We start from the raw sequence: 11,939 nt of genomic DNA, 5'->3' as shown, positions 1-11,939 counted from the left end.
TTTGGCCGCGGTTACAACCGACATTACCGCCCGCCGGTCATGCCACTTCACGGAATCAATTTAGACGAATGACCCCGACGATTTCTCGTCTCGCTCTCGCAGCCTTCGCCCTCACCGCCTCAATCCTCGCCGCCGAGCCCGCACTCGCCGCGGTCGCCTGCGGTTCAGGTAATTTCGACGCCTGGCTTGCAGATTTCAAAACCGACGCCGCAGCCAAAGGCATCTCGCAGCAGGCCATTGCCTCCGGACTCGCCGGTGTGACGCTCGATCAGAGCGTGCTCAACCGCGACCACTCGCAAAAGGTCTTCAGCCAGACCTTTGAGGAGTTTTCGGGCCGCATGGTGCCGCCGCGGATGCAGCGCGGCTCCAACATGATGAAACAATACGGCTCGGTGCTCTCGCGCATCGAGCAGACCTATGGGGTACCGGGCGAGGTGCTGGTCGCGATCTGGGGTCTCGAGACCGATTTCGGCGTCAACACCGGCAAGTTCGCGACGATCCGCTCGCTGGCGACGCTGGCCTATGACTGCCGGCGCGCCGAACAGTTTCGCAGCGAGCTGATGGATGCGCTGCGTATCGTCCAGCGCGGCGATCTCGCGCCCGCCGACATGAAGGGCGCTTGGGCCGGCGAACTCGGCCAGACCCAGTTCATGCCGTCGTCCTGGATGAAATACGCCGTCGATTTCGACGGCAACGGCAAGCGCGACCTCTTGCACAACGCACCCGACGTGCTGGCCTCAACCGCCAATTATCTCGCCGGCTATGGCTGGCAGAAGGGCAAGGACTGGCAGCCGGGCAGTCCGAACTTCGCGGTGCTGCAACAGTGGAACAAGAGCGAGGTCTATTCAAAGACGGTCGCTTATTTTGCCAACCAGCTCGCGCACGCACCTTAAGGCGGCCTCGACAAACGCGTAGGGCCGATCGCCCGGCGACCGGCCCTCTCTTGGTGCGTTTACTTACCCATGGTGGCGTTCATCGCCTTGTTCAGGTGCATGCCGCAAGCACCCATTTTGCCGTTCAGCAGCGAGTCCTGCGCGGAAGCGATCTCCTTCTGCGCAACCATCTTGCCGTCGCCATCAGGCATGGCTTCGATCGCGGTCTCCGTATGCTCCAGATTGGCCGAGCTGCAGCCGCCCATGGCGTGCTTGGCGGCCTGGGCCGGCGCGACGGCGAAAGCGACGGCGGCAATTGCAATAACCCCGAGTAACTTCGTCATGATGTTACTTTCCTTCTCTTCTTCTTGGACAGAACCAGCGACATTGCCGGAATCTGCAACATGACTTTGCTGCCGACGCGGCAACTTGCCGCAATAAATTCCCCGCGAGAATTGCGTGATGTTGCGCGCCACGCAGAGCCGCATGCGAAATTTCTGATTTTCATTACAACTTTGTAATCAGGCGCGCACGTTCGGCGTGTGTGCAGCGCATCATTGGGACGGGCGCGCACCTTGGCTGGATGAGGGAGAATCTTGGCCCTCGCCGCGAGCCCACGAATGAGTTCCTGAAGCCTCGCCGGAACGAAGCTGAAGCGTCTTCCCGAGACAAATAGGTGGATCTTCCTCCATCCATACTATGAATAAAAGATCATTTCTTTGAAGCGCCTCCTCATGCGAATCACGCATGCCGGACTTGGGCTTACAAGCTGGCGCGACGCCTTGAAGGTCGCGGGAATGTAACTTATCTCGGCATTATCGGAACCGCGTATCGATCTATAAATCCGTTATTTAACGGGCATTTAGGTCGCCACGCAGCCGGTTTCGCCTAGCTGTTGGGCCGAACTGCCAACAGGTTAATCGTCTCTTATCGGCGCCATGCGCTCTTCGCTTAGCTGCATCGCAACATCGGAACTTCCGCACTGCACCACTCTCTTCTATATTCATTTCAACGATGACGCCGAGGTCAAAGGCTGAATCGAACTACAGGAGACTACCAATGTTGCTCTCGCTCATCCGCATGATCCAGGCCTTCCGGGATTATCAGCGCAATGTTGCCGAGCTGTCCCAGCTCAGCGATCGCGAACTGGCCGACATCGGCCTTGATCGCTCCGACATCCCGCGCGTGGCCGCCGGTCAGTATCAGGGCTGATATCGTTCAGCCCTTCACCGGACGAACCGATAACGCCCGCCTCGTGCGGGCGCTGTCGTTTTCAACGGCAGAAAACTCGATTTCGGCGATTCCACTGACCGCCGAAAAGCGCTACCTGTCCGCCCCATGACAGGACCCCAATCCAATATCGTGCACGTCATCGGCGCGGGCCTTGCCGGTTCCGAGGCCGCCTGGCAGGTGGCCAGAGCGGGTGTGCCCGTGGTGCTGCACGAGATGCGGCCGGACCGCATGACCGAGGCGCACCTGACCGACGGGCTCGCCGAGCTCGTCTGCTCCAATTCGTTCCGCTCCGACGATGCCGCCAACAACGCCGTCGGCCTGCTCCATGCCGAGATGCGCCGCCTCGGCTCGCTCATTATGCGTGCGGCCGATGCCAACCAGGTGCCAGCCGGCGGCGCGCTGGCGGTCGACCGCGACGGCTTCTCCGCGGCTGTCACCAAGGCGCTCAACGACGATCCGCTGATCGAGATCGCCCGTGGCGAGATCACAGGCCTGCCGCCAGCCGAGTGGAGCAACGTCATCGTTGCGACCGGCCCCCTCACCTCCGCGCCGCTGGCCGATGCCATCCGCGAACTGACCGACGAGAATGCGCTCGCCTTCTTCGACGCGATCGCGCCGATCGTGCACCGCGAATCCATCGACATGTCGGTGGCCTGGTTCCAGTCGCGCTACGACAAGGTCGGTCCCGGCGGCACCGGCGCCGACTACATCAACTGCCCGATGACCAAGGAGCAGTATGACGGCTTCGTCGCCGCCCTGATCGCCGGAGAGAAGACCGAATTCAAGGAGTGGGAGACCAACACGCCCTATTTCGACGGCTGCCTGCCAATCGAGGTGATGGCGGAGCGCGGCCCCGAGACGCTGCGCTACGGCCCGATGAAGCCGGTCGGCCTCACCAATCCGCACGATCCCACGACGAAAGCCTACGCGATCGTGCAGCTGCGCCAGGACAACAAGCTCGGCACGCTCTACAACATCGTCGGATTCCAGACGAAGCTGAAATATGGCGAGCAGCAGCGCATCTTCCGCACCATTCCGGGGCTCGAGAAAGCCGAATTCGCCCGCCTCGGCGGCCTGCATCGCAACACGTTCCTGAATTCGCCAAGGCTGCTCGACGGCCAGTTGCGCCTGCGCGCGCAGCCGCGGCTGCGCTTTGCCGGCCAGATGACGGGCTGTGAGGGCTACGTGGAGTCCGCCAGTGTCGGCCTGATCGCCGGCCTCTATGCGGCAGCCGATGCACGCGGCGAGACGCTTGCGAGTCCGCCGGGCACGACCGCACTGGGATCACTGCTCGGCCATATCACCGGCGGCCATATCGAGACCATCGAACCCGGCACGCGATCGTTCCAGCCGATGAACATCAATTTTGGCCTATTCCCGCCACTCGCCAGCGCGCCGACGAAGAAGCCCGACGGCACGCGCCTGCGCGGCAACGAGAAGACGATCGCCAAGAAGCAGGCAATGAGCGCTTTGGCGCTCGCCGATCTCGATCGCTGGATCGCCGATCATTTGCGCATCGCCGCAGCCGCGTGAGTTTTCAATGAACCTCCCCAAAGACGACGCCGCGGTACTCTCGGCGCGCTGGACCGAGGGCGTCCTGCTCAAGCGCGACGTGTTCTCGACGGTCGAGCGCGGCCGCTTCCGCGGCGAGAACGGCGAGGTCGACGCGGTGCTGCGTCGGCTCGACGAGGTGCCGTGGTGGTCGTTCGTGCTGGCCCGCCATCTGTTCGCGCGTGAAAAGCATGCGCTGGCATTGGCCAAAGGCCTGAATGTCGGCCCCGAGCTGCTGTGGGCCGGCCGCCGCGCTTTGGCGCGTGGCTTCGTCGACGGCGTCGCGCTGCATCTTGCCAAGCCGCATGGCGACCTCGCCTATTTCCGCTCGGCCAAAGCGGCGCTGCGCCGGCTACGCCGCGCCGGCATCTGCCACAACGACCTTGCCAAGGAGCAGAACTGGCTGGTCGGCCGCGACGGCCGCGCCTATGTGACCGACTTTCAGCTTGCGGCCTGCTTCAACCGCCGCGGCCGGCTCTATCGCACCCTCGCCTATGAAGACCTCCGTCACCTCCTCAAGCACAAGCGCTCCTACGCGCCGGAGGCGCTGACGCCGCGCGAGCGCAAGATCCTGGCGAAAAAATCCTTCGCCGCGAGCCTGTGGCTTGCCACCGGCAAGAAGGTCTATCGCGCGATCACCCGCGGCCTGTTCAATTTCACTGACCGCGAAGGCGGCGGCCGCCGGCTTGTCAACGATGCGCCGGTGCTGGCCGAATTGATCCGCAAGAATCCGGCCGTACGCGACACCGCGATCGTTGCCTTTGCGGATCGCCGCTCCGGCGTCGGGCTCTATGCGTTTGTGGAAGCCGATCAACCCGCGCTCGAAAGCCAGCTCCGCAACGAGCTCAGCGCCGCGAAGGGACCGAAGCCGCCGGAACACATCCAGGTGGTCCACGCGCTGCCGCGCGATACCAGCGGCAAGCCGCGCACCGAGATCCTGCAACTGGTCGCCATGAACCAGCTCGACCTGATCGAGCCGATGATGAAGAACGACCAGGACCGCGCCTTCCTGAAAGACATTCTGGAGCAGCGCAAAAACCTGCGCGACCGCTTCAATTTTGAGGCAGACCTGCCGGCGAGCTGACAGGCTGCCCGCGCCTTGAAGCGTCCACATTGGCGGCGGAGAAGCGGCCGGGCGGCACGCTGGTTTGGTGAGCGATGAACTTTTGGGGGACTATGACACATCGTGTGGTTGGCGGAATGATTGCCGGCCTTCTGCTGCTGGCCACGTCGCACGCCATGGCTGGTGAGTCGCCGGCCGAGCAGATCTCCAGCTTCCGCCTCAAGCACGGTGAGGTCCGCGTCGTCCGCGATGCCACGCTTGATCGCATTGCCATGGACCAGGCCCGCGCGATGGCGGCGAAGGATGATCTGAGCCACGAGACGCTCGGTCCGTTCAACAGGCGTATCGCACCGGCCGGCGCAGGCCGCGCCGCCGAGAACATCGCGTACGGCTACGACAGCTTCGAGAAAACGCTTGGCCAGTGGATCGACTCCTCCGGCCATCGCAAGAACCTGCTACTGCCCAACGCCTCCCGCGTCGGGATCGCGAGCGCGAGGAATGCCAGCGGCAAGCGCACCTACTGGGCCATGGAGATCGCCGGCGATTACGAGCCGAAGCGCGGCAAGGGCAAGAAGGACACGGAGCCGCTGGTCGCCGTAAAACGCGCGGCCGCTCCCGCGTCCAAGCCCAAATCCAGCGACTGCCACATCAAGCTGCTCGGCCTCTGCATCTGAGGCGAAGCCGGCAAGTTCCTTGCGGCCCGCCATCTTGCTCGCATTCTTCGACGCGTCTAACCATGGACGAAGATCGCAACAGGTAGAGGCGCACTTGATCGACATCGACCGAATACGCGCCGACACGCCGGCCGCCTCCCGACTTGCGTACCTCCATAATGCGGGAGCGGCTCTCATGCCCGCCCCCGTTGTCGAGGCGATGAAGCAGCATATCGATCTGGAAAGCGAGATCGGCGGCTATGCTGCCGCCGACCGGGAGGCCGATCGGCTTGAAGCGGTCTATGGTTCGGTGGCCCGGCTGCTGAATGCCGCCCCCGATGAAATTGCCCTGATGGAGAACGCCACGGTTGCCTGGCAGATGGCGTTCTATGCCATCGAATTTCGCGAGGGCGACCGGATTTTGACCGCCGAGGCGGAATACGCCGCCAACTATGTCGCGTTTCTTCAGGTCGCCAAGAGAACCGGCGCGACGATTGACGTCGTGCCGAGCGACGCCAGCGGCGAGCTCGACCTCCACGCACTCGAACGCATGATCGATGCGCGCGTAAAGCTGATCGCCATCACCTGGGTCCCGACCAATGGCGGGCTCGTCAATCCCGCCGCAGCCGTCGGTAAGATCGCGCGCGCACGAGGCATTCCCTATTTGCTCGACGCCTGCCAGGCGGTCGGCCAGATGCAAGTCGACGTCGAAGCGATCGGCTGCGACATGCTGTCGGCGACCGGCCGCAAATTTTTGCGTGGCCCGCGCGGCACCGGCTTTCTCTACGTCCGCCGCGCGCTGCTGCAACAGCTCGAACCGCCGATGATCGACCATTTCGCGGCGCCCTGGGTCTCGCGAGATGAGTACCGGCTCCGCGACGATGCGCGCCGCTTCGAGACCTGGGAGAACAACTACGCGGCCCGGCTCGGGCTGGGCGCAGCCGTCGACTATGCCCTCGATATCGGCCTCGGCCCGATCGAGCAGCGCTGCCGGCTGCTCGCCGATCGCCTTCGAGGCGGCCTTGCCTCTATTCGCAGCATCACCATTCGCGACCTCGGGCGCACGCCGGGCGCTATCGTCAGCTTCACGATGAAGGGGCATGAGGCGGAGACCATTGTCAGCGGTGCCGCCACGGCCGGCATCACGATTGGCGCCTCAAATCCGTCGAGCACCCGCATCGACGCCGAAGTACGATCGCTGCCGCCAGTCGTGCGCGCGTCCCCGCACTACTACAACACGGAATTCGAGATTGATCGGTTGATCGGCCACCTCGCGGGTTTGGCGCCGCGATAGCGCCGCTCAGGTGCAGCGCGCACTTAGTCCGGATGCGCCGAGCTTGGCCATGACCTCGTCGAGATGTGCGCTGTCGCGGGTCTCGATCACGAGTTGCAGCAGCGTCGCCTTGGCCGGCAAGTCGGAGAACGTCCGCTGGTGCGAGACCTCGATGATGTTGGCGCCGGCCTCGGCCAGCAGCGCTGCGACCGCGGCCAATTGGCCCGGCCGATCCGGAATGTCGAGCGAGAGCTGTGTCAGCCGCCCCTCGCGCGCGAGTTCGCGCGTCAGCACCGAGGCGATCAGCCTGGTGTCGATGTTGCCGCCGCTCAGGACCAGGCCGACCTTTTGGCCGGCGAAGCGCGAGGGATCGGACATGATCGCGGCGAGCCCCGCAGCGCCGGCGCCCTCGACGACCGTCTTCTCGATCGAGATCAGGGTTGCGACCGCGCGCTCGAGCTCGGCTTCGTTGACGAGCGCGATGTCGTCGACGAGGCGGCGGACGATTTCGGTGGTGATCCTGCCCGGCGATTTGACCGCGATGCCTTCGGCCAGCGTATCGCCGCGGGAGGGAAGAGTGCCGCCATGGATGGCGTTGTACATCGAGGGATAGAGCCAGGCCTCGACGCCCACGATGCGCAATGATGGCTTCAGCGATTTTGCGGCAATGGCGATGCCGCTGATCAGACCGCCGCCGCCGATCGGGACGACCAGCGTATCGAGCTCCGGCACCGCCTTGAGCATTTCCAGCCCGACGGTACCCTGCCCTGCAATGACCAGCGGATCGTCGTAAGGGTGGACGAAGATCATGCCGCGGGCTTCGCCGTGGCTTCGCGCGAACGCAGCGGCCTCTTCGAGCGTCGCGCCGGTGACGACCACCTCGGCGCCGTGGTGCTTCGTATTCTCAACCTTCACCATCGGCGTGCCCACGGGCATGACGATGGTGGCGGGAAAGCCGAGCCGCTTGGCGTGATAGGCGACACCCTGCGCATGGTTTCCCGCCGACATCGCGACCACGCCGCGCGCACGCTCCTCTGGCGTCAGCGCGGTGAGCCGGTTGAGCGCGCCGCGCTCCTTGAACGAGGAGGTGAACTGCAGGTTCTCGAATTTGAGCCAGAGGTCGCAGCCGCAGATGTTGCTGAGCGTCCGGCTGTAGCCACAGGGCGTTTCGACGACGGCACCCCGGATCGTAGCGGCGGCTGCATGAATGTCGGCCGGCGCGACCGGAAGGCCGCCCAGGTCGGAGGATGCAGGTTGGGACAAGTCAGCCATAGGACAGCATAGAGCATTTGGCCGGCCCGGGCGATAAGCCAACCGCTATTTGGTAAATTCCCGCGATCGTGAAGCCCGCCACAGCGTCCATAGCGAGCGTAAACGCGACGCCGGCTGCAGCGCGAAGGGATTGCGCCCCGGTAACGACAGCCGCTTGAGATCCGCCCGCGCCTGGCTCAGCGGCAGGAACGCAGGCCGCGCTGACGGCGGCACCTCCGCGAGCAGCGACAAGGCCGTCGCCAGATGCTGCTGCGCCTCGCTGATGAGCTGATCCAGAACGGCGGTGAGATTGACGCTCTCCTTGCCGGCAAAGACATCCTCCATGAGGCAGCCGTGGCTTGCCAGGATCTGCTGCGGCAGGAACAGCTGCCGGCGGGCGGCATCGCGCGGCAAATTGGCGATCACTTGCACGATGCCCTGCGCCAGCCCGGCGTGCCGCGCGACATGCTCGGCGGCCTCCGAAGGCGGCGCCATGATCCGCGCTGCGAGCGTGAACAGCGACGAACAGGTCGCGGCCAGATAGCCTTCGAGCGCCGTCATGGTCGGCATCGGATCGTTGTAGAGATCGAACTGATGCTCATCGGCGAGCAGCGACAATGGCTCGACCGGCAGGTCGAAGTCGCGGATCGCCCGCAGCAGCTCCGCGGCGACCGGATTGGCCTCGACGCTGCCATGGGCGTGACCCGACAGCATGTCGGTCCACCATTGCAGGCGAATTTCGCCAGGCAACGGTTGGCTCACCAGGTCGCGGACGCGGACGATCTCGACGTTGAAGGCGTAGAGCGCCAGCAGCGCACGACGCTCGGCGGCAGGCACCATCAGGGTCGCGGCATAGCGCGGAAAATCATGGCTGCGCGCGAGGTCGGCGCAGAAGGCCGCATTATCGGCAGTCGGCGCAGCGCTGTTCATGGCACCGCGATCAGAGCGGCTGCGACGCGGCGCCGTTCGCCGATCATGATGTTGTAGGTGCGCACGGCGGGGCCGGTCTGCATCGTGTCCAGCACCACCCTCACCGCCTTCAGGGCCTGCCGCAATTCCGGCGGCGGTAGCCAGACGCCGGTTCCGGTGCCCACCAGAAGCGTGTCGATGCTGTTGGCGGCAGCGAAGACCCGTTCCAGCGAATAGCGGTTGATCCTGGCGGGATCGGTCACGTCCCAGGCCCAGATCGCATCGGGCAGGCAGAGCAGCGAGCCGCGATGCGACATGCCGGCAAAGGCGAAGCCGCCCTTGCCATAGGCTTCGATCGGCGCCGAGCGCGGGAAATGCGGTGCGTTGGGATCGCCGGCCATGCGTGTCGTCCGAATGGGCTTACTGCCCCCGCAAACGCTTGCGAGGGCATGCGGTTCGGATCATGCCTTGTTCTTCTTCGCCGGCTTAGTCACTTCGACCGCATCTTCGCGATGCTCGCCGACGCCGAGATAGATCAGGATCGGCGCTGCGATGAAGATCGAGGTGTAGGTGCCGACCAGCACCACACCGAACATCATGACGGCCGTGAAGCTGTGGATGGCATGTCCGCCGAACAGGAGCAGCGCCAGCAACGCCAGCGTCACCGTGAAGTGGGTGATGATCGAGCGCGACAGCGTCGAGTTGATGGACTCGTTGAGGAGCTGCGGCATCGGCATCTTCTTGTAGCGCCGCAGCATTTCACGGATACGGTCGTAGATGACGACGGTATCGTTGAGTGAATAGCCGAGAATGGTCAGAAGCGCAGCGATGCTGGTCAGGTCGAAATCGACCTGGCTGATCGACATGAAGCCGATCGTCAGCACGATATCGTGCACGTTGGCGATCATGGCGCCGAGCGCGAATTGCCATTCGAACCGGAACCACAGGTAGATCAGGATCGAGACGATCGCGAGCATCAGGCCGAGCATGCCGAAGGCCAGCAATTCGCCGGAGACGCGCGGGCCGACCACCTCGACGCGGCGGTATTCGAAGGCATCACCGAGCGCGGTGCGGACCTTCTGCACGGCTTCCTGCTGCGCGGCGTCGCCGCCCGGCTGCTCGGCGACGCGGATCAGGACGTCCGCGGGACCGCCAATTTGCTGGATCTGGACTTCGCCCAGGCGCAGGCCATCCAGTGTCGTGCGCATCGCCGCGATGTCGGCGGTGCCGGACTTGGCCCGCACCTCGAGCAGCGTGCCGCCGCGGAAGTCGATGCCGAAATTCAGGCCATGGGTGAAGAACAGCGTGATGGCGACGATCGACAGCGCCGCCGAGATCGGGAAGCTGATACGGCGGAAGCGCGTGAAGTCGAAGTGCGTATCGTCGGGGACGATGCGCAGCGGCGGCAGCCAGCCGAACACCGAGACCACGGTGAGGACGGCAATCAGGATGCCGAGCCCGATGAGAACAGTGTGAGTCACGGTCAGGCTCCTAGATCGGCACGCTCTGCGGCCGCTTCCACCGCACCCACCCGGCCACGATCAGCCGGGTCAGCGTAAAGGCGGTGAATACCGTGGTGATGATGCCGATGCCGAGCGTCACGGCGAAGCCGCGCACCGGTCCGGTGCCGATGTAGAACAGCACCGCGGCGGCGATGAAGGTGGTGATGTTGGAATCGAGGATCGTCGCAAGCGCCCGCTTGAAACCGGCATCGATCGCCGAGATCGCATTGCGGCCGCCACGCAGCTCCTCGCGGATGCGCTCGTAGATCAGCACGTTGGAATCGACCGCGATGCCGACGGTGAGCACGATGCCGGCGATGCCGGGCAGTGTCAGCGTGGCGTTGAGGAGCGACAACAGGCCGAAGATCATCGCGACGTTGATCGCCACCGCGATGTTGGCGAACACGCCGAACAGCCGGTAGGTCAGCAGCATGAACACGATGACCAGGATCGAGCCGACATAGGCCGCGAGTTCGCCCTTCTCGATCGAATCCTGGCCGAGGCCCGGACCCACGGTGCGTTCTTCGACGACGGTAAGCGGCGCCGGCAGCGCGCCGGCGCGCAGCAGCACGGCCAGATCGTTGGCGGACTGGACCGTGAAATTGCCGGAAATCTGCCCCTGCCCGCCCGTGATGGGCTCGCGGATGACAGGAGCCGAGATCACCTCATTGTCGAGCACGATCGCAAACGGCAGACCGACGTTTTCCTGGGTGGCCTGCGCGAACTTGCGGGCACCGGTCGAGTTGAAGCGGAAGCTGACGATCGGCTCGTTGGTGCGCTGGTCAAACCCGGCCTGCGCATCGTTGAGCTCGCCGCCCGAGACCAGCACCTGCTTCTTGACCACATAAGGCACCTTCGGCGAACTTTGGCTCATCAGGAGCTCGGAGTCCGGCGGCAATCCGCCCCGCTGCGCCTGGTCAGGCGGCACGGAGGTGTCGACCATCCGGAATTCCATCTTCGCGGTCTTGCCGAGCAGTTCCTTCAGATGCGTCGGATCCTGAAGGCCCGGGACCTGCACCAGGATGCGGTCGTTGCCCTGGCGCTGGATCACCGGCTCGACGGTGCCGAGTTCGTTGACGCGGCGTTCGACGATCTGGATCGATTGCTCGATGGTCTTGCGCATGCGCTCGACCATGGCGGGCTGAGACAGCGCCAGGCGGATCAATCCGCCGCCGGCGTCGGTCACCTCGAGGTCGCGCTGGCTGCTCGAACCAAGCAGGCCACCGATCGGCTGCGCGAGGTCACGCAACTTGGCGAAAGCCGTCTGGAGGTCGGTGTCCTTGACCCGGACCTCAACCGTGTCGCCGCGAGTCACGAGGCCGGTATAGCCGATCTTGGCATCGCGCAACGTGCGGCGCACGTCGTCGCGAACCTGGTCGAGCTTCTCTTTCTTCACATAGTTGGAATCGACCTCGAGCAGCAGATAGGAGCCGCCCTGGAGGTCGAGGCCGAGCACGAGCCGGCGCTGCGCCCAGGCCGGCCAGGTCTTGACCTGCGCCTCGGGGAAGAAGTTCGGGACCGCGCAGAGGCACACGATCAGCGCCGTCAGGATAATCCCGAGCGCCTTCCACCGCGTGAAATACAACATCGACTGGACCTGTCAGATCAGGGGACTTGAGAGACTCGCGCGGG

Annotated in this window: 12 protein-coding genes; 6 read left to right on the top strand and 6 right to left on the bottom strand. The window is 64.4% G+C overall.

What is annotated here, in order from left to right:
- The first annotated feature begins 68 nt into the window (after window positions 1-68).
- The gene (locus ACPPVR_RS21280) at window positions 69-893 is read left to right on the top strand and encodes a lytic murein transglycosylase (protein WP_426608547.1); all 825 of its coding nucleotides are present in this window, start codon (window positions 69-71) and stop codon (window positions 891-893) included.
- Window positions 894-952: 59 nt separating this feature from the next.
- Here the strand turns inward: ACPPVR_RS21280 and ACPPVR_RS21275 are convergent, their stop codons facing one another.
- Window positions 953-1,348 (bottom strand): hypothetical protein, encoded by a 396-nt coding sequence (locus ACPPVR_RS21275; RefSeq protein WP_426608546.1) that lies wholly within the window; start codon window positions 1,346-1,348, stop codon window positions 953-955.
- A 583-nt stretch (window positions 1,349-1,931) separates the two neighbouring features.
- On the opposite strand from ACPPVR_RS21275, the gene ACPPVR_RS21270 reads away from it, so the two are divergent.
- From ACPPVR_RS21270 to ACPPVR_RS21250, 5 genes are all read left to right on the top strand, one after another.
- Complete coding sequence (locus ACPPVR_RS21270; protein WP_007590701.1) at window positions 1,932-2,084, top strand: DUF1127 domain-containing protein; 153 nt, start codon at window positions 1,932-1,934, stop codon at window positions 2,082-2,084.
- Between the two features lie 126 nt (window positions 2,085-2,210).
- Window positions 2,211-3,638, top strand: a complete 1,428-nt coding sequence (trmFO, locus tag ACPPVR_RS21265; RefSeq protein WP_426608545.1) for a methylenetetrahydrofolate--tRNA-(uracil(54)-C(5))-methyltransferase (FADH(2)-oxidizing) TrmFO — start codon at window positions 2,211-2,213, stop codon at window positions 3,636-3,638.
- A gap of 7 nt (window positions 3,639-3,645) precedes the next feature.
- Complete coding sequence (locus tag ACPPVR_RS21260) at window positions 3,646-4,740, top strand: serine/threonine protein kinase (protein WP_426608544.1); 1,095 nt, start codon at window positions 3,646-3,648, stop codon at window positions 4,738-4,740.
- 74 nt (window positions 4,741-4,814) lie between these two features.
- Window positions 4,815-5,393 carry a CAP domain-containing protein gene (locus ACPPVR_RS21255; protein WP_426608543.1) on the top strand — a complete coding sequence of 193 codons (579 nt, stop codon included), beginning with the start codon at window positions 4,815-4,817 and terminating at the stop codon, window positions 5,391-5,393.
- 94 nt (window positions 5,394-5,487) lie between these two features.
- Window positions 5,488-6,666, top strand: coding sequence for an aminotransferase class V-fold PLP-dependent enzyme (locus ACPPVR_RS21250; RefSeq protein ID WP_426608542.1), 1,179 nt, complete (start codon window positions 5,488-5,490; stop codon window positions 6,664-6,666).
- Window positions 6,667-6,672: 6 nt separating this feature from the next.
- On the opposite strand, the gene ACPPVR_RS21245 is transcribed toward ACPPVR_RS21250, so the two are convergent.
- Genes ACPPVR_RS21245 through secD form a run of 5 tightly spaced genes read right to left on the bottom strand, consistent with a single transcriptional unit; the run spans window position 6,673 to window position 11,895 of the window.
- The gene (locus tag ACPPVR_RS21245) at window positions 6,673-7,917 is read right to left on the bottom strand and encodes a threonine ammonia-lyase (protein WP_426608541.1); all 1,245 of its coding nucleotides are present in this window, start codon (window positions 7,915-7,917) and stop codon (window positions 6,673-6,675) included.
- 45 nt (window positions 7,918-7,962) lie between these two features.
- Complete coding sequence (locus ACPPVR_RS21240) at window positions 7,963-8,826, bottom strand: phytoene/squalene synthase family protein (RefSeq protein WP_426608540.1); 864 nt, start codon at window positions 8,824-8,826, stop codon at window positions 7,963-7,965.
- On the bottom strand, window positions 8,823-9,206 hold the full coding sequence (locus ACPPVR_RS21235) for an Mth938-like domain-containing protein (RefSeq protein ID WP_426608539.1): 384 nt from the start codon (window positions 9,204-9,206) through the stop codon (window positions 8,823-8,825). Before ACPPVR_RS21235 ends, ACPPVR_RS21240 begins: the two co-directional genes overlap by 4 nt.
- A 60-nt stretch (window positions 9,207-9,266) precedes the next feature.
- Window positions 9,267-10,286, bottom strand: coding sequence for a protein translocase subunit SecF (secF, locus tag ACPPVR_RS21230; RefSeq protein ID WP_426608538.1), 1,020 nt, complete (start codon window positions 10,284-10,286; stop codon window positions 9,267-9,269).
- Between the two features lie 10 nt (window positions 10,287-10,296).
- Window positions 10,297-11,895 (bottom strand): protein translocase subunit SecD, encoded by a 1,599-nt coding sequence (gene secD / locus ACPPVR_RS21225; protein WP_426608537.1) that lies wholly within the window; start codon window positions 11,893-11,895, stop codon window positions 10,297-10,299.
- Window positions 11,896-11,939 lie beyond the last annotated feature (44 nt).

This window comes from Bradyrhizobium sp. McL0616, assembly GCF_049993385.1.
Lineage (GTDB): Bacteria > Pseudomonadota > Alphaproteobacteria > Rhizobiales > Xanthobacteraceae > Bradyrhizobium.
This window is presented reverse-complemented; position numbering and strand designations above follow the sequence as displayed.